The following is a 20,443-nucleotide window of genomic DNA, read 5'->3' as shown; positions in this document are numbered from 1 at the left end:
CGGGCGGCTCGGTACTCCCGCCGGCCGGGTCCTGCCCGGCAGAGACGGGCGGGGCGCGACCATCAGAGTCGCGCCCCGCCCGTTGCCGAACCGGTCAGACCTTGGCCTTGCCCAGGATGCGGTTCACTGTTGTGCCGCACACCGGACACTTGCCCTTGGCCATGTTCATCCCGGTCTTCGAGACCTCGATGTGTCCCTCGAAGTCCCGCTTCTCCTTGCACTTGACGCAGTAACCGTTGTAGGTCTGGGCCTGGTCGGCCACGGTGCCCTCCTCGTCTCGTCCGCCGGCCGCTACCGGTTCCGGCGGGGTTCCCGGCGGCGGGCCGTGAGAGGCGCCGCGCTGGGTCTAACTCCAGCGGCCACCCACGTGGCCGCTGGTCCGCGGACCCTACCCAGGTCTGGGCAGTTCCATGTCAGCTGCGCGTCGACACTGTGAGGAAGCCGACCACGAGAGTGTGCACGGCGAATAACGTCGGATAAGTCAGTTTGGCGGGGACACGCCGACCGAACCGCCACAGACGCCCCTTCGGGGCGCCCCCGTGGGGTGGGCGAGCCGCTTGATCACTTACCGTGGGCGTGGCCGGCGCTCTTCCCAGGTGGCGGGGCCGGGCTTCGCCACGAAGGGTTACGGGGTGTGTCTCGACACGCCGACCAGAAATTTTTCAGGACTCCTGGCGACCAATCACCATCTTCTGGACGCGTGTCGAGGGGTTGACCCTTGCGTACCCCTGGTCACTAGGCAGTAGCTTTCCTTCGTGGCAGCAAATCGAGGCTGCGCGGGTCTGTGATGGCAGGGGCGCGCAAGCCGGTCGTCGAGGTACGGCGCAGCCAGCGCCGACGACGTACGGTGTCCGCGTACCGCGACGGTGAGCGGGTCGTCGTCCTGATTCCCGACCAGTTCTCCCGGGCCGAGGAGAGCGAGTGGGTCGACCGCATGCTCGCCCGACTCGCCGCCCGTGAGGGGCGACTGGCCCGATCCGATGCCGAGCTGATCGCCCGGGCCACCCGGCTGATGGACGCCTACCTCTCCGACTACGGCACGCGGGCCGTCCCGGCCAGTGTCCGGTGGGTGACCAACCAGAACGGCCGCTGGGGCTCCTGCACTCCCGCTGACCGGACGATCCGCATCTCCCACCGGGTGCAGGAGATGCCGGACTGGGTGATCGACTACGTCTTGTTGCACGAGCTGGCGCACCTCATCGTGCCGAGCCACAACGCCGCCTTCTGGGCGTTGGTCGCCCGCTACCCGAAGTCGGAGCGGGCCCGCGGCTACCTCGAGGGCATCGCCGCCGCCGTGCCCGCGCTGACCGACTGACCGCCCTCGCCGGGAACCGCCCAACCGTCCCGTCCCCCGTTCCTTGCCCACCTTCGCACGCCAAGATCGCGCACCATCCCGGAAGTAGTGGCCTCGGGCGGACGTTGAAGCCACTACTTCGTTGAAGTTGCGCGACTCTTGCTCCCGGAAAGCAGCGTCCGGCGGGTTCTGCAGGCGCGGCCCGGGTGGGCGTCGACGGGGTGCGGCGTTAGGGTCGGGGAATGGTACGGCGGCTGGTGGTGGCCCTGCTCGGGCCCGTGACGTGGGCGCCGCCGGGCGTCGACCCGGTGCGGTGGCGCACGGCGCTCGCCGAGGACACCGTCGACCTGCTCGCCATGCTGACCGAGGTGGACACCGCCGTCGCGGTCACCCCCGCCGACCGGGCGGTCGCCGACGCCGTGACCTGGCCGGACACGGCCGTGTACGAGGTGCCGGAGCCGACGCCGAGCGCGGTGTTCGCGGCACTGTCCGGCTACGACCAGGCGGCCGTGATCGCCGCCGACGCCCCCGACCTGCCCGGGCTGACCATCGGAAAGCTGCTTCGCCCGTTGACCAGTCGCCCGGTCGCGGTCGCCCCCGCCGAGGGTGGCCCAGGTCTGCTCGGGGTCGCCGCGCGGCTGCCCGTACCCTCGTGGTTGCCCCCCGTGGACCTGGACGAGACGCCGCCGTCAGCCGTGCGCGCGGCCGCACCCCGGCCCGGCGACCTCGCGGTGACGCCGGCCTGGCGCCGGCTGCGCGGGCCCGCCGACCTGGCCGCCCTCGACCCGGCCGTCGAGGGCTGGGAAGCCACCCGCGCCCTGCTCTCCCCCACCCCAGGGCTGCCCGCGTGATCAAGAGCTTTGGGTCACCGAGCCGCATCCGGATGACGCAAAGCTCTTGATCACGCTCGCGTCGGTAGCCGGCTGACGGGAGGGTCAGGAACGGGTGTCGTCGTCGCCCTCGTCGTCGCGCCGCTGCGACTCGCCGGGCGTCTCCTCGTGCGGCCCGCCGGGAGCGGTGAAGTCGAAGTTCTCCAGCTCGCCGATGACGTCGAACTCGGCCATCGCGAACGCCACCGGGTCGGCGAAGTCGTCCTCGGAGGGGAGCAGGTCGGGGTGGCCCCAGAGGGCGTCCCGCCCGGCGATGCCGCGATGCTCGGTGAGTGCCGCCCAGAGCGCTGCCGCCTCACGCAGCCGGCGCGGGCGCAGTTCCAGGCCGACCAGAGCCGCGAACGTCTGCTCGGCGGGCCCCCCGGCAGCGCGGCGACGGCGGAACGCCTCGGCGAGGCGTACGACGTCCGGCAGCCGGCCACCGGCGGCGCTGTCCACCACATGGCACACCCAACCCTCGACCAGGGCCAGCGCGGTCTCCAGCCGAGCCAGCGACGCCTTCTGCGCCGGGCTGTCCTCCGGAGTGAAGATGCCCTCCAGGGCGATCGCCTGCATCGACTCCGGGTCGGTCGGGTCGACCCGACCCATCGCCTCCTCGATCGCCTCCCGGTTGACCCGGATGCCTGCGGCGTACGTCTCGACGGCGTTGAGCACGTGCCCGCGCAGCCACGGGACGTGCTGGAAGAGCCGCTGGTGGGCGGCCTCGCGCAGGGCCACGTAGAGGCGTACCTCATCCTCCGGCAGCTCCAGGCCCTCGCCGTACGCCTTGATGTTGGCGGGAATGAGCGCGGCGGTGCCGGCCGGGCCGAGCGGCAGCCCGATGTCGCCGGCGGAGAGCACCTCGGCCGCGAGCGAGCCGAGCGCCTGACCCAACTGGCCCCCGAAGAGGGCGCCACCGAGGGTGGCGACCATCGACTGCATCGGGCCGAGCTGGGCGCGGGCCTCCGGCGGCACCAGGTCACCCATCGCGCCGACCATTCGGCTGGCCACCGGGTCGCAGAGCTTCCGCCACACGTCCAGGGTCTTGTAGATCCACTCGTTGCGGTTCCAGGCCATCGAGGTCTGGATGCCGGAGGGCAAGGCCGAGGCGGGCTCGAGCCAGAGGTCGGCCAGGCGCAGGGCCTCCTCCACGGCGTTGCGCTCGTACGGCGAGACCGCCGGGTCGCCAGCGGCGGCGAGCTGGCTGGCGGCCACCTGCCGGGCGAGGTCCCAGTTGACCGGCCCGCTGCCCGACGTGGAGAGCAGGTGCTGCAACTGCGACATGAACTGCTGCATCTGCGCGGGGTCGTTGGGGTCTGGTGGTTGCCCACCCGGTAGCGCGAAACCGAACGGAATATCAGGCACGACGTCTACGGTACGCGCGCCGCGCCCCCAGGTAGCGCCGCTGGCGTTGCGCTGAGGGCGAAGTCGCCCGCGCAGCGCCGGGTCGGCCCGGAGCGGTCGGTACGCTCTGCCGCATGAGACGTCGCGGCCTGACCGTCCTGCTCGGTGCCCTGCTCACCGCCCTGCTCAGCATCGGGGTGCTCGGCGCGCCGATCCCGTACGTGGTGCTCGGCCCCGGACCGACGGTCAACACGCTCGGCGCGGAGAACGGCAAGGAGGTCATCCAGGTCTCCGGCCGGGCGACCTCCACCTCGGCCGGGCAGCTGCGGCTCACCACGGTCGGCGTCCAGCCGTCGGTGAAGCTCCGCTCGGCCATCGCCGGCTGGTTCTCCAAGGACGAGGCGGTGGTGCCGCGGGAGCTGATCTACCCGCCGGGGGAGTCGCAGCAGCAGGTCGAGCAGCGCAACGCCGAGGACTTCGAGGCCTCGCAGACCAGCGCCGAGACCGCCGCGCTGCGGGAACTGGGCTTCCCGGTGCAGGTGGTGGTGAAGGCGGTGACCGGCGGTGGCCCGTCCGCCGGCATGCTCAAGCCCGGTGACGTGCTGACCTCGGTCGACGGTCAGCCGGTGCCGGTCGCCGTCCGGCTCACCGAGCTGATCCGTGCCAAGCCGGCGGGCAGCACGCTGACCATCGGCTACACCCGCGACGGCGTGCCGGCCACCGCGCGGATCACGAGCCGTGAGCAGGACGGCAGCCCACGGATCGGCGTCGAGATCGAGCAGAAGCAGCCGCATCCGTTCAGCCTCAGCATCGACCTGGAGGACATCGGCGGGCCGAGTGCCGGCCTGATGTTCGCCCTCGGCATCGTGGACAAGCTGACTCCGGCCGACCTGACCGGCGGCATCGTGATCGCGGGCACCGGCACCATCGACGACGAGGGGAAGGTCGGCCCGATCGGCGGGATCGCGCAGAAGCTGGTCGGCGCGAAGCACGCGGGGGCCAAGGTCTTCCTGGTGCCGGCCGACAACTGCGCCGAGGCGGTCCGGAATCCGCAACCCGACCTGCCGCTGATCAGGGTGGGGTCGTTGGACGAGGCGCTCACCGCGCTCGAGACGTTGCGCGCCGGCGGTCAGCCGACCCGCTGCTGACCGTCCCGGGTCGGCAGCGCCGCCGCCGACCCGGGCCTCGCTCGGCGTCCGCGGCGGGTCGCGCGGGCGCCGCGACCGGCACGACGCGACCATGGGGCGCCGCGTTCAGGAACACCCCGTACTCTGGGTGCCTGGTCGGAGCCGATCAATCGAGCGTGCGGAGCCAACAGTGGTCATGCGAAGCGGCAGCCCTCTGCCGAGGATGAGTCGGCGCGGTCGCGTCACGATCGCCGTCCTGGTCGGGGTGTTCGCGCTCTTCACCCTGCTCGGCTGGGGCGTGCGGGCCTGGACGGACTGGTTGTGGTTCGACGAGGTCAACTACACCGAGGTCTTCACCGGTGTGCTCGTCACGCGGCTGCTGCTCTTCCTGGTGATCGGCCTCGCCATGGCGTTGGTCATCGGCAGCAACCTCTGGCTGGCCTACCGGCTGCGTCCCCGGCTACGCCCGCACTCGGTCGAGCAGGCGACGCTGGAGCGCTACCGGATGGCGCTCACCCCGCGGCTCGGCACCTGGATCGCGATCATCGCCGTGATCGTCGGCCTCTTCGCCGGTCTCTCCGCGCAGGGCCGGTGGAACCAGTGGATGCTCTTCCGCAACGGCGGCGACTTCGGCGTCAAGGACCCGGAGTTCGGCATCGACGTCGGGTTCTACGTCTTCCAGCTGCCGTTCTACCGCTACCTGCTCGGTGTCGGCTTCACCGCGGTGGTGCTGTCCGTGGTCGGCGCGCTCGCCATGCACTACATCTTCGGCGGCGTCCGGTTGCAGGGCGTGGGTGACCGGATGACCAACGCCGCCCGCGCCCACCTGAGCACGCTGGTCGCGATCTTCGTGGCGCTCAAGGCGATCGCGTACGTGCTGGACCGGCGGGCGATGCTGCTCGAGTACAACGAGGGCGCCAAGCTCTACGGTGCCGGCTACGCCGACGTCAACGCGCTGCTGCCGGCGAAGGAGATCCTGGCCTACATCTCGATCGTGGTGGCCATCGCGATCATCATCTTCTCCAACGCCTGGATGCGGAACCTGGTCTGGCCGGGCATCTCGCTCGCCCTGCTCGGCGTGTCCGCGGTCGCCATCGGCGGCATCTACCCGTGGGCGGTGCAGACGTTCGAGGTGAAGCCGAGCGCCAAGGAGAAGGAGGCGCCGTACATCGAGCGCGGCATCCAGGCGACCCGGACCGCGTTCGACCTCGGGGACACCAAGACCACGGCGTACGCGGCGAACAATCTCACCCCGCCGGCCAGCCTGGCCACCGACACCTCGGTGGTGCCGAACATCCGGCTGCTCGACCCGCAGCTGGTCAGCGAGACGTACACCCAGCTCCAGCAGGTGCGCGGCTTCTACGACTTCGGTCCGAAGCTGGACATCGACAGGTATGGGGTCAACGGCAAGACCTCGGACTACGTGGTCGGCGTCCGGGAGATCAACTATGGCGAGCTGACCGACCAGCAGAACACCTGGATCAACCGGCACACCGTGTACACGCACGGCTACGGGCTGGTGGCCGCGCCGGCCAACCAGGTGTGCAGCGGCCAGCCGTTCTTCGTCTCCGGGTTCCTCGGCGACAAGGCCGGGCAGGGGTGCGCCTCGCAAACCGAGCAGATCCCGGCCGACCAGCCGCGGATCTACTACGGCGAGCGGATGGGCGAGGACGACTACGCGATCGTCGGCCAGACCGACCCGAGCAAGAAGGCCGAGTTCGATCGGCCGGTCGGCGAGGGCGGCGGTGAGTTCTACACGTACACCGGCACCGGCGGCGTGGAAATCGGTTCGTTCGCCCGGCGGCTGCTCTACGCGATCAAGGAGCAGGAGTCGAACTTCCTGCTCTCCGGCGCGGTCAACGACGGCTCGAAGCTGCTCTACGTCCGCAATCCGCGGGATCGGGTCGAGAAGGTCGCCCCGTTCCTGACGATCGACGGTGACCCGTACCCGGCGGTGGTGGACGGCCGGGTCCAGTGGATCGTCGACGGCTACACCACGTCGGCGAGCTACCCGTACTCCCAGCGGGTCAACCTGCGCGAGGAGACCACCGACGAGCTGACCGGTCGGGGCACCTTCCAGCTGGCCCGGGAGAACGTCAACTACATCCGCAACTCGGTCAAGGCGACGGTGGACGCGTACGACGGCACCGTCCGGCTCTACGAGTTCGACGAGAACGACCCGGTGCTCAAGGCCTGGAACAAGGCGTTCGGCGGTGACCTGGTGCTGCCGAAGAAGGACATCCCGGTCGAGCTGGCCGAGCACTTCCGCTACCCGGTGGACATGTTCAAAGTGCAGCGCAATCTGCTCACCAAGTTCCACGTCACCAACCCGGGCGACTTCTACTCCGCGCAGGACTTCTGGCAGGTGCCGAACGTGCCGGACGCTCCGGACAGCGGGCAGAAGCAGCCGCCGTACTACCTCTTCACCCAGTTCCCCGGGCAGGAGGGGACCCGATTCCAGCTCACCTCGGCGGTCACCCCGAACAAGCGGGAGAACCTCGCCGCGTTGATCTCCGGGTCGTACGTCGACGGCGAGCCCCGGCTGGAGGTGCTGGAGCTGCCGGACCAGACCCGGATCTCCGGGCCGGTGCAGGTGCATCAGCAGATGACCAACAACGGTGACATCCGGCAGCAGCTCAACCTGCTCGCCGCCTCGGGTCAGGCCCAGGTGTTGTACGGCAACCTGCTCTCCCTCCCGTTCGGCAACGGGATGCTGTACGTCGAGCCGGTCTACGTGAAGAGCAACAACCAGGACGCCTTCCCGCAGTTGCAGCGGGTGCTCGTCTCCTACGGTGACGGCAGTTCGTTCGTGGCGCTGGCGAACAGCCTGTCCGACGGCATCAAGCAGCTCGTCGAGCAGGGCAAGCGGGCCGCGGAGGACACGCCCACTCCGCCCACCGGAGACAACCCGTCCGTGCCACCGCCCACCGGCGGCGACACGCCGCCGCTCACCGGTGAGCTCGCCGCTGCGGCGGACCGGGTGCAGACGGCCATCGCCGAGGTTCGCGCCGCCCAGACGTCCGGTGACTTCGAGCGGTACGGGCGGGCGCTCAAGGCGCTGGACGACGCGATGAAGGCGTTCGAGGCGGCTCAGGCGCAGACCACGCAGACGGCTGGTACGCCGGCTGCCACTCCGACGCCGAGCGGAACCCCGACGCCTGGCGGCAGCAGCCCGCCACCGTCACCGAACGGCAGCGCGCCCTCGGGCGGCTGACCCGCGCGGCACGACAACCCGGCCCCCGGCCCGCGGACCTACTCCGGTCCCGGTGTCCGGGGGCTCTGTCGTCTCTCCGACCCATCACTGACTGCAACCGTCTGCACCCCCCGATCGTCCTGTCTGCATACGGGGCGTGAATGTGGGGGGAGCGTGGTGGCGAGATGAGGGACGCGGACAGTTTCGACGACTTCTATCGAGGCACGTCGCGGCGGATGCTCCGGTACGGCTACGCGGTCGCGGGTGACTACACCGAGGCGCAGGACCTGGTGCAGGAGGCGTACGCCCGGGCCTGGCGGCAGTGGGGGCAGATGTCGGTCCACCCGGCGCCGGAGGCGTGGCTGCGGCTGGTCGTCGCGCGGCTGGCCACGGACCGCTGGCGCCGGCTCCACGGCTGGCGGGCCGCGCTCATCCGCAGCGGCCCACCGGAGGTGGTGCAACCACCCGGCGAGGACGGCGTACTGCTGCTCGACGCGCTGCGTCAGCTGCCGGCCGCGCAGCGGCAGGCGCTCGCGCTGCACTACCTCGTCGACCTGTCGGTGGAGGAGATCGCTCGGGAGATGCAGGTGCCGGTCGGCACCGTGAAGTCCTGGCTGTCCCGGGGGCGGGTGCGCCTGGCCGCGCTGTTGCCCGGCGTATCCGAGGAACTGGAGGCCAATGATGTGGCGTGACGTGTCCGATTTCTATCGATCGCTCGCCGCGGACGCCGATGGCCGTCCGCTGGACGGGCCGGGCGAGTTGCGCCGGCGAACCGACCGGCGGGCCCGGGTGCGGGCGGCCGGGGGATTGTTCCTGGTGGCCGTGCTGGTCGCCGGCGCGGCCACCGGCACCCGGCTGGTTCTGGCAGCCGATCGGAGCACGGTCGGCCCACCGGGCGGCCCGCCGGTGCCGACGGTGATCGCGCCAAGCCCGTCGCCGTCGGCGGTCACCTCGTCGCCGGCAGCCCCGTCGCCGGCCACTCCGTCGTCGGGGGCGACGCCGACCGGCCGGCCGCCCGCGACGAGCAGCGGCACGGGGGACCCGCGTACGCCGACCTCGATCCCGGACCGGGCCTTCTTCACCCAGCCCGAGTCGACCATGGCGGCACCGCCCTTCTTCGAGAAGGGAGGCGAGGTTCTGCCGGACTTCTGCAAGGCGGACCTCGATGGTCGGGCGGTGCAGACCCGCAGTCGCGTGCTCACTTATCACCTGACCCCGGATTTTCCGGAGGGGGCGGCGCCGTACGGCGCCTACCGGAACTCCATCTCCATTCACCGATCCGGACGTGCCGATGACTGGATGGCCGACCTGCGCCGGGCGGTGCGGGAGTGCCCGGAGCAGGAAGTCGTACCGGGCCGGTCCAACCGGCACCGGCTGCTCCCCGGCGGCGACTTCGGCGACGAGGCGGCCCTCATCGAGGTGCGCGAACCGGCCTGGGAGGAGGGCGGGCCGGCGGAGGCCGAGTACCGGCGGCTGATCCGGGTGATCCGGATCGGCGACGTGGTGACGGTGCTCTGGGAGACGGGCTGGGAGGGTATGTCCAGCGACCGGCGGCAGGTGGACGACTACAGCCGGCGTGCGGAACGGGCCATCTTGACCTGGCTGGACTGACCAGTCCGGAGGGCCGGTGCTTCGGCACCGGCCCTCCGGCTCGACCGCGTCGTTTTGCGGTGGACGGGGGGCGTGCGCTACGGTTATCGAGCCGACGCGGGGTGGAGCAGCTCGGTAGCTCGCTGGGCTCATAACCCAGAGGTCGCAGGTTCAAATCCTGTCCCCGCTACGAGAGAAACATCAGATCGAGCCCGTCCCTGTTCTCGGGGGCGGGCTCGACTGCATTTGGCGGGCCGCGCGTTGGGCGGGCGGCGCATTTGGCGGGCGGCGCTGTGTCCCGGGGTGCGACCACGACGCCGGCCTCGGCCCGGGACTCGATCGGCCGTGGCCTCCCGGCGTCCACAGGCGCTGCGAACTGTAGGGCGGCCACCCGCCAGATTCAATACTTGAAGAAGTTAAATATTTGCCTAGGCTTTCGGGCATGTTTCCTGGCAGCGACACGGGATCGCCCGCGGGGCCGCCGGCGGCGACGGCGGTCTTCACGACGGTGCTGACCGAGGGCCCCGTCAGCAGGGTCGGCCTCGCCCGCCGGCTCGGGCTCTCCTCCGCCGCCGTGACCAAGGCGGCCCGTCCGCTCATCGAACTGGGTTACCTGCACGAGTTGGCCGCGACGGAGCGCACCGGTCCCGGTGCCGGACGTCCGGCCAGCCCACTGGCCGTCCGGGCCGACCGCGAGTTCTTCGTCGGTGTCAAGATCACTGCTGACGAGCTGATCGGCGTGATCTGTGACCTCTGCGCCCAGGTGCGGGCCACCGCCCGCCGGCCGCTAACCGACCCGGACGTCGACTCGGTGCTCGCCGAGGTCGGCCGGCTGGTCGACGGACTGCTCGACACGCTGCCCGAGCACCACCGCCGCATCCGTCGGCTCGGGCTGTCCGTCTCCGGCGACGTGGACCACACCACCGGCCTGGTCCGCTACTCACCGTTCCTGCACTGGCGGGACGTGCCGCTGGGCGAACGCGCGGCCCGGCTCACCGGTCTCACCGTCACCGTCGAGAACGACGTGAAGGCGCTCACCGCCGCCGAGCACTGGTTCGGCGAAGGGGTTGGCGCCGAGTCGTTCGCCCTCGTCACCGTCGGCACCGGCATCGGCTGCGGTCTGGTGGTCAACGGGCGGCTGGTCTCCGGCGCGTACGGCGTGGCAGGCGAGATCGGCCACGTCGTCGTCGACGCGACCGGCCCCGACTGCCACTGTGGAGGGCGCGGCTGCGTCGAGTCGATCGCCGGCACGGACGCCATCGTGGCGCAGGCCCGGGAACGGGCCGGCCATCCGGACCTCACCCTCGACGAGGCGGTCAGCCTGGCCCGCGGCGGCCACGAGGTGCTCCGCGAGGTCTTCACCCGGGCCGGCAACGCTATCGGCTGCGGCATCGCTGCCGTGGCGAACCTCGTGGGCCCGACCCGGATCGTCGTGTCCGGTGAAGGGCTGGCCGCGTACGACCTGTTCGACGCGCCCATCCGGACGAGCTTCGAACGCCAGGCCTTCGGCGCGGCCGCACGTTGTCCGCTCACCATCCGTCCGCTGCCCTTCGAGGAGTGGGCCCGCGGCGCGGCCGCGGTGAGCATCCAGTCCCTCGTCCTTCCCTGACCCCTCGGCGCCGGTCCGGCCCCCGGCCGGTCACGCCGACGCCGGCACCACCCGCCACCAGGAGGTTGATGATGAGAACCAGCAGAGGTGCCCGGCGCCGCGCCGGCGTGGCCGTCGTGGCAGCGGCACTGGCCGGGACGCTCGGCGCGGGCGCCGTCCCGGCACAGGCCGCCCCTGACGCGCAGCCGGCCGCGGTGTCCGGTGGCGTGGCGGCAACCGCTGTCCACACCGGTGTCGCGGCCCGCCCCTACCTGGGGTGGACCAGTTGGAGCATGCAGTCCTCGAAGTACCCGGGCCTGAACCCCGACGGCGACTACAGCTACCTGACCGAGTCGAACGTGCTGAAGCAGGCCGACGCGCTGGCCCGCAAGCTGAAGCCGTACGGCTACGAGTACGTGAACATCGACGCCGGCTGGTGGCGTGACTTCGCGTGGAAGCCGAGGTTCGACGAGTACGCCCGGCAGACGCCCGAACCGTCCCGCTTCCCGCGCGGCATGAAGGCAGTCGCCGACGACATCCACGCCAAGGGGTTGAAGGCCGGCATCTACCTGCCCGTCGGCCTGGAAAAGGAGGCGTACGCCGACGGCGCAGCGCCCATCTGGAACGCGCCGGGCTGCACCACGGCCGACATCGTCTACCCGGACCTGCGTACCACCAACGGCTGGGACAGCGCCTACAAGCTGAACTTCGCCAACCCCTGCACCGAGCGGTACATCGACTCCCAAGCGCAGATGTTCGCCGACTGGGGGTACGACTTCCTCAAGCTCGACGGTGTCGGACCGGGCTCGTTCAAGTCCGGCGACAACTACGACAACGTCGCCGACGTGGCCGCCTGGCAGCGGGCCATCGCCGCCACCGGCCGCCCGATCCACCTCGAACTCTCCTGGTCGCTGGACATCGGCCACGCCGCCGACTGGCAGCGCTACTCCAACGGCTGGCGTATCGACACCGACGTCGAGTGCTATTGCAACACCCTGGTCACCTGGGAGAACTCGGTCGACGACCGGTTCGACGACGCGCCGGCCTGGAGCCGGAAGGCCGGCCCCGGCGGCTGGAACGACCTCGACTCGCTGAACGTCGGCAACGGCGACATGGACGGCCTCACCAAGGCCGAGCGGCAGACGTACGTGACCTTGTGGGCCATCTCGAAGTCTCCCCTCTACACCGGCGACGACCTCACCCGCCTCGACGAGTACGGGCTCTCACTGCTGACCAACCGCGAGGTCATCGCGGTCGACCAGAACGGCGGCCCGCCGGCCCGTCCGCTCACCCCGGCCGGCGACCAGCAGGTCTGGGGTACGCGCAACCCCGACGGCAGCTGGGCGGTGGCCCTGTTCAACCTCGCCGACGCGCCGGCGGCCGTGACCGCCGACTGGGCGTCCCTCGGGTTCACCGGCAATGCCTCCGTACGCGACCTGTGGAACAGGAGAAACCTCGGCACGTACCGGAACAGGCTCACCGCGACGTTGCCCGCGCACGGCTCGCGGCTGTTCACCGTCCGTCCCGGTGGCGCCGAGCTGGTCACCACGAGCTACGAGGCCGAGGCGTCGACGAACACCCTGAGCGGCAACGCCTCGGTCGCCAGTTGCGACGGCTGCTCGGGCGGCCAGAAGGTGGGCAACCTCTACCTCGGCGGCAAGGTGCAGATCAACGGCGTCACGGTGAAGAGGGCGGGGATCTACACGATCAACGTGGCGTACGTCAGCGGCGACGCCCGTTCGGTGACCGTCTACTCCAACGACGGCAACGGCACCAGCCTCAAGTTCCCCTCCACCGGTGACTGGGGCACGGTCGAGACCGTCAGCGTCCAGCTCGCCCTGAAGGCGGGCACCAACACGGTCACCTTCGACAGTGCCGACTGGTACGCGCCGGACATCGACCGGATCGAGGTGCCGCAGACCCCTTGAGCCGGCACGCGGGGCCCGATCGCCGACGGTCGGGCCCCGCCTCCCGTTCGGCCGCGACACCTGCCGCCGTCCCGTCCTGACCCGCGCATCCGTCGATCGCCCAGTTGGAGTACCGACATGGATATCCGGAACAACCAGTCGCGCGACATCCGTCCGAGCCGTCGCGGCTTCCTGGCCCTGGCCGCCGCGTCCGGAGTGGCCACCGCACTGGGCGGCCTGCCGACGTTCGCCGCCTCGGCAGCGCCCCGGCGCCCCACCGAATCTCCGCTGCTCTCCCCGAGGGACGCGGCGCGCAACCAGCTCTGGTGGCTGGCGCCCGGCTCCGCCAACTCAATGATCGAGCAGGGGTTGCCGGTCGGGAACGGGCGTCTCGGAGCGCTCGCGAGCAACGGCCCCGCCCGTGAACTCCTGACGATCAGCGACGCTACCCTCTGGACGGGCGGCCTCAACGACACGCTGCAGAGCGACGGGCAGTTCCCCTACGGTCGGGACGACTTCGGCTCGTTGACGCTGCTGGGAACGCTCACCGTCGACATCCCCGAGCACGACCTGGGCGTCGTCGACAACTACCGCCGTACGCTCGACCTGGCCCAGGGTCTGATCGGCAGCACGTACGAGATCGACGGCGTCAGCTACCGGCGGCAGATCTTCGCCAGCCGCCCGGACGACGTCATCGTGCTGCACTTCACCCGGGAGGGACACGGCAGCTACACCGGCACCGTCTCGCTGGCCGGCACCCACGGCGAGGCGACCACCGCAGCCGGCCGGTACGCGTCGTTCGGCGCCTCCTTCGCGAACGGGCTGAAGTACGGCGCCGCGGTCACCGCGTACAGCAGCAGCGGGAAGGTCACGCTCGACGGCACCTCGATCTCCTTCACGAACTGCCGGGACCTGACGGTCGTCTTCAGCGGTGGCACCAACTACGTCCCGGACGCGGCCGCCGGGTTCCGCGACCCGTCGGTCGATCCCGAGCGCCTCGCCCGGACGAAGGTCCTGGCCGCGGTCCGCGAGTCCGTCCGCGACCTGCTGTACACCCACGTCGCCGACTTCCGCCCGCTCTTCGAGCGGTTCGACCTCGACCTCGGTAGGTCCACGGCGGCGCAACGCGAGCTGGACACGTGGGGCCGGCTGGAGGCGCGCTGGCGGGACAACGTTCCCGACCCCGAGCTGGAGGCCGCGTACCTGCAGTTCGGGCGCTACCTGACGATCTCCGGGTCGCGGGGCGGCCTCCCGATGGGCCTGCAGGGACCGTGGCTGGACGGCAACGACCCGGACTGGATGGGCGACTACCACACCGACATCAACATCCAGATGAGCTACTGGCTGGCCGACCGTGCCGGCCTCTCCGACTGCTTCGACGCCCTCGCCGACTACTGCGTCGCGCAGCTGCCCGCCTGGACGGACGTCACCCGGCGGCTCTTCAACACCCCGACCAACCGGTTCCGCAACTCCAGCGGCAGGGTCGCCGGTTGGGCGGTGGCCTTCTCCACCAACCCCTACGGCGGCAGCGGATGGTGGTGGCATCCGGCCGGGAACGCCTGGCTCTGCCAGAACCTCTTCGAGCACTACGAGTACGTCCAGGACCGGGTCTACCTGGCGAAGATCTACCCGCTGCTCAAGGGCGCCGTCGAGTTCTGGGAGACCCGGCTCGTCACCGTGACCGTCACCGACGCGGCGGGTGTCGCCCGGGAGGTGCTGGTCGCCGACAGCGACTGGTCACCCGAGCACGGTCCGCAGGACACCAGGGGCAATACCTACGCCCAGGAACTGGTGTGGAACCTGTTCGGGAACTACCGCACGGCGACCCAGCTGCTCGGCCGGGACACCGGCCACGGTGAGACCGTCGACGCTCTGCGCAGGCGCCTGTACCTGCCCGAGGTCAGCCCGACCACGGGGTGGCTCCAGGAGTGGATGTCACCGGACAACCTCGGGGAGACCACCCACCGGCACCTGTCCCCGCTCGTCGGCCTATTTCCCGGTGACCGGATCCGCCCCGACGACTCCACGCCGGCGGAGATCGTCGGCGGAGCGACGGCGCTGCTCACCGCACGCGGCGTGAACAGCTACGGCTGGGCCAACGCGTGGCGGAGCCTGTGCTGGGCCCGGCTGAAGGACGCGGAGAAGGCGTACCAGCTGCTGGTCAACAACTTGAAGCCGTCGAGGAACGGCAGCAACGGCACGGCGATGAACCTCTTCGACATCTACGAGACTAACCCGGGACGCGGGATCTTCCAGATCGACGCGAACCTCGGCACCCCCGCCGCCATCGTCGAGATGCTGGTCTACTCGCGACCGGGCCACGTCGAGCTGCTGCCCGCGCTGCCCGCCGCCTGGGCGGCCTCCGGTTCCGTCTCCGGAGTGGGCGTACGTGGTGGGTTCGTCGTCGACGTCAGCTGGAAGAACGGCATCGTCACCCGGGCGACCGTGACCAGCGTCGGCGGTCGCGCCACCACGGTGCTCGCGGGTGGCCGCTCGCGACAGGTCACGCTCCGGCCGGGCGAGTCGGTCACGCTGCGGAGCTTCCAATGACGGCCCGGGAGAGCCACCACCCCCGACGGGGTCGCCGACGCCGCCGTTCGCTGGCTGCCGCGTCGGTGTTCGCCCTGGTCTGCGTACCCCTCACCAGCGCGCCCGTGGCACAGGCCCGGCCGCCGGCTCCGGCTGGCACGTCGCAGGCGGCAGCGGTCGCCACCCCGGTCCGGGCGCCGAGCGCTCCGGCGGACGGGCACTCCGTGATCACGTGGGGCGCCAGCGCCGACCGGCAGGGCGCCGGACCCGCCGACCGCAGCTACCGGCTGGTCGTACGCACCAGCGTCGGCGGGTCGAACGCGCGCGTCCGCCTGACCAACGCCTTCGGTGAGCACCCGGTGACCTTCACGAGCGCCTACGCGGGGCTGCGGCGGCAGGGCGCGGAGCTGGTGCGGGGCAGCAATCGGCGACTGACGTTCGGTGGGCAGGCCTCCGTCGTCGTGCCGGCGGGCGCGACCGTGTACAGCGATCCGTTGCCCGGAAAACTGGCCGCACAGGCCGACCTGGTCGTGAGCCTGTACGTGACGGGTGCCCAGGGGTCGACGACCGGGCACGGCATGGCGATGCAGACGTCGTACGCGGCCGAGGGCGACCACACCGCGGAGGAGGCGGCGACCAACTGGACCGATCGGATCAGCTCCTGGTACTGGCTGGACGCCGTCACCGTGCAGACCACCGCCGAGATCAGCGCGGTGGCGGTCCTCGGCGACTCCATCACCGACGGCTGGGCCTCCACCCAGGACGAGAACCGTCGCTGGCCCGACCATCTCGCCCGGCGACTCCGGGCAACGCCGGACAGCACGGTGAAGGGCGTGGCCAACGAGGGTGTCTCGGGCAACAAGGTGCTCGCGGACGGCGCCGGTGAGGCCGCCCTGCGCCGGTTGGACCGGGACGTGCTCTCGCATCCCGGGGTCGGCACGGTGTTCCTGTTCGAGGGGATCAACGACATCAAGGCGCACTCCGGTGTGACGGCGGATGACCTGATCGCCGGCTACCGGGAGATCATCGAGCGGGTGCACGCGTCGGGCAGGTGCGTCGTCGGCGCGACGGTCACGCCGTTCAAGGGCTGGTCCGAGTACGACGACGCGGGCGAGGCGGTGCGCCAGGCCGTCAACGACTGGATCCGGCGGGGCGGCGAATTCGACGCGGTCGTCGACTTCGACAGGATCACCCGCAGCCCGTACGACCCGCAGCGGATGCTGCCGTTCTTCGACGGCGGGGACCACCTCCACCCCAACGACAAGGGCATGCAGGCGATGGCGGATGCGGTCGACCTGGCCGCCCTGAGGTGCGACCGTTGAAGCTCCGCCGGCGAGGACGGTGGTCGGGCTGACGCGACGGCCAGGCCGATCTGACGGGTGGGCGCGACGGAGGGGTCAACCACCCCTCGGGGCTGTTTTCGCAGGTGGCGGGCTGTTTCCGTGGACCTTCGAGCGAATCGCAGGCCCGCCGAACAGGCCCAAGGAGGATGGGGTAGAGTTGTTCTTGCCGACGCGGGGTGGAGCAGCTCGGTAGCTCGCTGGGCTCATAACCCAGAGGTCGCAGGTTCAAATCCTGTCCCCGCTACGAGAGCGAACAACCCGGTGTCCCGGCAGGGGCACCGGGTTGTTCGTATCCGGGGCCACGTGCGGGGCGGCGGGACGAGGGTGACGCGCGTACCGTGTGGGCAACCCCAGGGAGATCCGGATGGCAGCCCGACCGCAGGGGCGTCGCAAGGCCAACAAGCCGCGCTTCCTCGCCCTGTTCATCGCGCTGATCGTCGTCGGTGTCGGCGTCGTGTACGGGCTGCACTGGGCCGCGAATCCGTGGGCTCTCTCCCTGCCGGGCCGCCCGGCCCTCACCGGCTACTGGCAGGGGACGGTGCCGTACGGTCCGAGCGACGACCGGAGGATCGTGCTGCACCTGACCGACGACCGCCCGAGCGCCACCGACCGCTGCGGCGACTGTCCGGGCATGGAGGGTGCCGCCAAGGTCTGCGACGCGGGGCAGATCGAGACCTACGAACTGTGGGGGGACGCCCGCAACTATCGCGGGACCCGATTCGCCCTGCGCACCCGCTCCGGAGTCGACGGCCCGGGCCCGCGCCTGAACGAACTCCACGGGGAGTGGGACGGCGACCTGGTGCGGATCAACACCTCGCTGATCGTGCTCAACGGCGATGCCGCGGCCACCGGGTCCGACTCGCCGCCGGTGACGTTCGAGATGACTCGCGCCGACGAGGCGGACTTCGACGGCCTCTCCTGCCGCTGACGGTGGGGTGCGGGCCCGAATCCCCGGCACGACCTGGGGCCTCGCCGGATGTCTGATCTGCCGTGGTTGCGGTCCTCGGCGAGGATGTCAGCATGTCTTCTTTCGGCAAGTGGTGGGGCCGCCTCGGCGCGGTCCTCGGTGCGGTGGTGCTCTCGGTGTTCGTACCGGTGGCGGCGTGGGCGTCGACCGGGACGGGCGAGCTGGTGGTGGAGGCCGCGCGGCGGCGTTCACGGGGCGGCTTCGGCTTCGTGAGCCTGCTCTGCTGTCTCGTGGTCGTCGTGGTGATCGTCCTTCTGCTGCTGCGCCTGACGCGCAACCGTCGCGGCGGCCCGCCGCGTTGACGGTGAAGTCGCGGCCCGGCCGACGGCCCGGCCGCACCGGGTCAGCTGGTCAACGCGGCGTTGGCCTGGGCCAGGAAGCGGCTCGCCGCCGCGCGGACGCCGCTGTCGCCGGAACGGACGCTCTCGGCGGCCGCGACCAGGAGGGAACGGACCCGGGCATGCCCCCTCGGAGGTGGTGGCGGGGCGGAGCCGGGGCTGGCACCCAGGAGGTCACCGAGGGCCGCGGCTCGCCGCTGCCCCGGATCGGTGATGCTGCCTTCGATGGCCCGCCGGACGGTCTGGCTCGGGGTGAGGCCGCGCTCGTGCCCGAGGATGGCACCGGCCGCGACATCGGTGGTCAGAAAGTTGATCACGTCTGTCGCCGTCTCGGGGTCCCGGCTGCCGCGAAAGACCGCCCAGTACATCGAGGCCCGTGGCCACTGGCTGGTGAGCGAACCGGGGAAGGCCGTCAGTCCCAGCTCGGCCCGGGTGAGGCGTTGCAACTCGGGAAGCTGATGCGACCAGGCGAAGGACGCGGCGGTCAGCCCGGACACGACGAGCTGTTGGGCCGGCTCACCACTGTCGGCCTGCTCGACCAGTACCGCGCTCGGGGTGGCTCGCGCGGCGCGCGCCCGGCGCCACAGCTCGAACCAGCCGACCAGCTCGTCCACACCGAAGGCGAGCTGCCGGCCGCGGTAGAACTCCCCGCCCCGCCCCCGTAGCCACAGCCACAGGGCCCGGTAGTCGCCGGACGGGTCCATGGTGCCGGCCACCCGGCCGTCGCTCGACTTCGTGACCTGCCCGGCCCAGTCGACGTACTCCTCCCAGATCATTCCCGCACGCGGCTCGGGGATCCGCAGCTCGCGCAGTAGGTCCCGATTGAAGATCACAGCCGCGGCCGTCTGCCCGGCGGCAACCGCCATCGTCCGGCCTGCCACCTGGCCGTACCGGGCCAACCCCTCCGGGAGGTTACGTAGATCGAGCCGGTTGTCCGCGACGTGGTCGGTGAGATCGAGGATGATCTCCCGTTCGGCGTACTCGGTCAGGACGCTGTCGTCGAGCTGGATCAGGTCGGGCACGTTGCCGCCGCCGGCCTGGGTGGCCAGCCGCCCGTAGTAGCCGTCCAGGCTCTGCCAGGTGATCCGGAAACTCACCCGTGGGTTGTGCTCGCTGTAGAGGCGCAGCGCCTGCTCGGTCAGCTTCGCGCGCTCCGGCCCGCCCCACCAGAAGACCGACAACTCGACCGGCCCGTCCCGGGTCGGTGCCGTCGCCGGCCCGGAACTACAGCCCGTGAGGTCGCCGGCCGCGAGCAGCGGCGCACCCAGTAGCGCGGCGAGCATGCGACGCCGGCCGGGGTCGGCTACGGGTAGCGGCGGTCGGAAAACGGGCACACAGGACTCCCGGGACGAGTTGCTGGGGACGGTCTGCCCATTCACGCAGGGACCGTCCGGGGGTGTCAACGGCCGTCCGGGCAGAGCCCGCACAAACCACGGGGGTACGCATCGATTCGCGCGGCCACCCTCACCGCCGTACGCGGGCCGCATGGTGTACTTGGCCGCGTGGAACTTCTGCATTCGGGCAAGGTTCGGGACGTCTACGCCGACGGCGACGACCTGATCCTGGTCGCCTCCGACCGGATCTCGATCTACGACGTGGTGCTGCCGACGCCCATCCCCGACAAGGGCAAGCTGCTCACCGCGCTTTCGCTATGGTGGTTCGGGCAGCTGTCGGATCTGGTACCGAACCACGTCATCTCGGCCACCGACGTGCCGGCCGAGTTCGCCGGCCGGGCGATCCGCTGCCGGCGGCTGGAGATGCTGCCCGTCGAGTGCGTCGCCCGCGGGTACCTCACCGGCGGCGGGCTCAGGGAGTACGAGCGCACCGGAGCGGTCTCCGGTGTCCCGCTGCCCCGCGGCCTGGTCGAAGCCTCGATCCTCCCCGAGCCGATCTTCACGCCGTCCACGAAGGCGCCGGCCGGCGAGCACGACGAGCCGATCACGTACGCGGACGTGGTGGCCGAGGTCGGCGAGTCGGTCGCCGAGCGGCTGCGCCAGATCACTGTCGACGTCTACCGGCGTGGCGCCGAGATCGCCGCCGAGCGAGGCATCCTCATCGCCGACACCAAGCTCGAGCTGGGCTGGGCGCCGGACGGCAGCCTGCTCCTCGGCGACGAGCTGCTCACCTCGGACTCCTCCCGGTTCTGGCCGGCCGAGTCGTACCAGCCGGGCCGGGTGCAGTTCTCCTACGACAAACAGTACGTGCGGGACTGGGCCACCAGCGGCGGCTGGAACAAGCAGGCGCCCGCGCCGGAGGTGCCGATCGAGGTGGTCGAGGCTACCCGGGCCCGCTACGTCGAGGTCTACGAGAAGCTCACGGGTAACAGCTGGGACTGAGCGTTCCCGGCCGGCGCA

General features: G+C 71.0%; 16 protein-coding genes and 2 tRNA genes. 15 read left to right on the top strand and 3 right to left on the bottom strand.

Annotated features, from left to right (window positions below; translation table 11 throughout):
* Positions 1–94 precede the first annotated feature (94 nt).
* Positions 95–262 carry a DUF5679 domain-containing protein gene (locus tag ABZS42_RS00895; RefSeq protein ID WP_007072829.1) on the bottom strand — a complete coding sequence of 56 codons (168 nt, stop codon included), beginning with the start codon at positions 260–262 and terminating at the stop codon, positions 95–97.
* Between the two features lie 525 nt (positions 263–787).
* On the opposite strand from ABZS42_RS00895, the gene ABZS42_RS00890 reads away from it, so the two are divergent.
* Both ABZS42_RS00890 and ABZS42_RS00885 read left to right on the top strand, forming a co-directional pair.
* Positions 788–1,315: a M48 family metallopeptidase gene (locus ABZS42_RS00890; protein WP_355141142.1), complete on the top strand. Its 528-nt coding sequence runs from the start codon at positions 788–790 to the stop codon at positions 1,313–1,315.
* A gap of 221 nt (positions 1,316–1,536) precedes the next feature.
* Positions 1,537–2,145 carry a hypothetical protein gene (locus ABZS42_RS00885; protein WP_355141140.1) on the top strand — a complete coding sequence of 203 codons (609 nt, stop codon included), beginning with the start codon at positions 1,537–1,539 and terminating at the stop codon, positions 2,143–2,145.
* Positions 2,146–2,229: 84 nt separating this feature from the next.
* Here the strand turns inward: ABZS42_RS00885 and ABZS42_RS00880 are convergent, their stop codons facing one another.
* Positions 2,230–3,528: a zinc-dependent metalloprotease gene (locus tag ABZS42_RS00880; RefSeq protein ID WP_355141138.1), complete on the bottom strand. Its 1,299-nt coding sequence runs from the start codon at positions 3,526–3,528 to the stop codon at positions 2,230–2,232.
* 113 nt (positions 3,529–3,641) lie between these two features.
* On the opposite strand from ABZS42_RS00880, the gene ABZS42_RS00875 reads away from it, so the two are divergent.
* The 12 genes from ABZS42_RS00875 to ABZS42_RS00820 all read left to right on the top strand — a co-directional run bounded on the left by ABZS42_RS00875 (position 3,642) and on the right by ABZS42_RS00820 (position 18,053).
* Entirely contained in the window at positions 3,642–4,655 is a 1,014-nt protein-coding gene (locus ABZS42_RS00875; RefSeq protein WP_355141136.1) for a PDZ domain-containing protein, read from the top strand.
* A gap of 175 nt (positions 4,656–4,830) precedes the next feature.
* Positions 4,831–7,848, top strand: coding sequence for a UPF0182 family protein (locus ABZS42_RS00870; protein ID WP_355141355.1), 3,018 nt, complete (start codon positions 4,831–4,833; stop codon positions 7,846–7,848).
* A 164-nt stretch (positions 7,849–8,012) separates the two neighbouring features.
* Entirely contained in the window at positions 8,013–8,519 is a 507-nt protein-coding gene (locus ABZS42_RS00865) for a SigE family RNA polymerase sigma factor (protein WP_355141134.1), read from the top strand.
* Position 8,520: 1 nt separating this feature from the next.
* Entirely contained in the window at positions 8,521–9,438 is a 918-nt protein-coding gene (locus ABZS42_RS00860) for a hypothetical protein (RefSeq protein ID WP_355141132.1), read from the top strand.
* A gap of 95 nt (positions 9,439–9,533) precedes the next feature.
* Positions 9,534–9,607: transfer RNA gene (locus ABZS42_RS00855), tRNA-Met, on the top strand.
* 252 nt (positions 9,608–9,859) lie between these two features.
* Complete coding sequence (locus ABZS42_RS00850; protein ID WP_355141130.1) at positions 9,860–11,026, top strand: ROK family protein; 1,167 nt, start codon at positions 9,860–9,862, stop codon at positions 11,024–11,026.
* Positions 11,027–11,097: 71 nt separating this feature from the next.
* A complete protein-coding gene (locus tag ABZS42_RS00845; RefSeq protein WP_355141128.1) occupies positions 11,098–12,933 on the top strand; it encodes a carbohydrate-binding protein in 1,836 nt (611 codons plus the stop codon).
* 117 nt (positions 12,934–13,050) lie between these two features.
* Positions 13,051–15,462, top strand: coding sequence for a glycoside hydrolase N-terminal domain-containing protein (locus ABZS42_RS00840; protein ID WP_355141126.1), 2,412 nt, complete (start codon positions 13,051–13,053; stop codon positions 15,460–15,462).
* Positions 15,459–16,763, top strand: a complete 1,305-nt coding sequence (locus tag ABZS42_RS00835; protein WP_355141124.1) for an SGNH/GDSL hydrolase family protein — start codon at positions 15,459–15,461, stop codon at positions 16,761–16,763. Before ABZS42_RS00840 ends, ABZS42_RS00835 begins: the two co-directional genes overlap by 4 nt.
* A 191-nt stretch (positions 16,764–16,954) precedes the next feature.
* Positions 16,955–17,028: transfer RNA gene (locus tag ABZS42_RS00830), tRNA-Met, on the top strand.
* A 120-nt stretch (positions 17,029–17,148) separates the two neighbouring features.
* A complete protein-coding gene (locus ABZS42_RS00825) occupies positions 17,149–17,712 on the top strand; it encodes a hypothetical protein (protein WP_355141122.1) in 564 nt (187 codons plus the stop codon).
* 92 nt (positions 17,713–17,804) lie between these two features.
* Positions 17,805–18,053, top strand: a complete 249-nt coding sequence (locus ABZS42_RS00820) for a hypothetical protein (RefSeq protein ID WP_355141120.1) — start codon at positions 17,805–17,807, stop codon at positions 18,051–18,053.
* A 41-nt stretch (positions 18,054–18,094) separates the two neighbouring features.
* Here ABZS42_RS00820 and ABZS42_RS00815 read toward each other — a convergent pair whose 3' ends face one another.
* Positions 18,095–19,423 carry an ABC transporter substrate-binding protein gene (locus ABZS42_RS00815; protein WP_355141118.1) on the bottom strand — a complete coding sequence of 443 codons (1,329 nt, stop codon included), beginning with the start codon at positions 19,421–19,423 and terminating at the stop codon, positions 18,095–18,097.
* Between the two features lie 168 nt (positions 19,424–19,591).
* On the opposite strand from ABZS42_RS00815, the gene ABZS42_RS00810 reads away from it, so the two are divergent.
* The gene (locus ABZS42_RS00810) at positions 19,592–20,425 is read left to right on the top strand and encodes a phosphoribosylaminoimidazolesuccinocarboxamide synthase (protein WP_355141116.1); all 834 of its coding nucleotides are present in this window, start codon (positions 19,592–19,594) and stop codon (positions 20,423–20,425) included.
* Positions 20,426–20,443 lie beyond the last annotated feature (18 nt).

Origin of the sequence: Micromonospora sp. NPDC005367 (assembly GCF_040606825.1) — a bacterium.
GTDB lineage: Bacteria > Actinomycetota > Actinomycetes > Mycobacteriales > Micromonosporaceae > Micromonospora.
The sequence above is the reverse complement of the archived record's forward strand: the minus strand, read 5'-3'. Positions and strand labels throughout refer to the sequence as shown.

Coding starts and splice junctions, on each gene's coding strand:
- ABZS42_RS00890 (WP_355141142.1), top strand. CDS start 788: ATGGCAGGGGCGCGCAAGCCGGTCGTCGAGGTACGGCGCAGCCAGCGC.
- ABZS42_RS00885 (WP_355141140.1), top strand. CDS start 1,537: ATGGTACGGCGGCTGGTGGTGGCCCTGCTCGGGCCCGTGACGTGGGCG.
- ABZS42_RS00875 (WP_355141136.1), top strand. CDS start 3,642: ATGAGACGTCGCGGCCTGACCGTCCTGCTCGGTGCCCTGCTCACCGCC.
- ABZS42_RS00870 (WP_355141355.1), top strand. CDS start 4,831: ATGCGAAGCGGCAGCCCTCTGCCGAGGATGAGTCGGCGCGGTCGCGTC.
- ABZS42_RS00865 (WP_355141134.1), top strand. CDS start 8,013: ATGAGGGACGCGGACAGTTTCGACGACTTCTATCGAGGCACGTCGCGG.
- ABZS42_RS00850 (WP_355141130.1), top strand. CDS start 9,860: ATGTTTCCTGGCAGCGACACGGGATCGCCCGCGGGGCCGCCGGCGGCG.
- ABZS42_RS00845 (WP_355141128.1), top strand. CDS start 11,098: ATGAGAACCAGCAGAGGTGCCCGGCGCCGCGCCGGCGTGGCCGTCGTG.
- ABZS42_RS00840 (WP_355141126.1), top strand. CDS start 13,051: ATGGATATCCGGAACAACCAGTCGCGCGACATCCGTCCGAGCCGTCGC.
- ABZS42_RS00835 (WP_355141124.1), top strand. CDS start 15,459: ATGACGGCCCGGGAGAGCCACCACCCCCGACGGGGTCGCCGACGCCGC.
- ABZS42_RS00825 (WP_355141122.1), top strand. CDS start 17,149: ATGGCAGCCCGACCGCAGGGGCGTCGCAAGGCCAACAAGCCGCGCTTC.
- ABZS42_RS00820 (WP_355141120.1), top strand. CDS start 17,805: ATGTCTTCTTTCGGCAAGTGGTGGGGCCGCCTCGGCGCGGTCCTCGGT.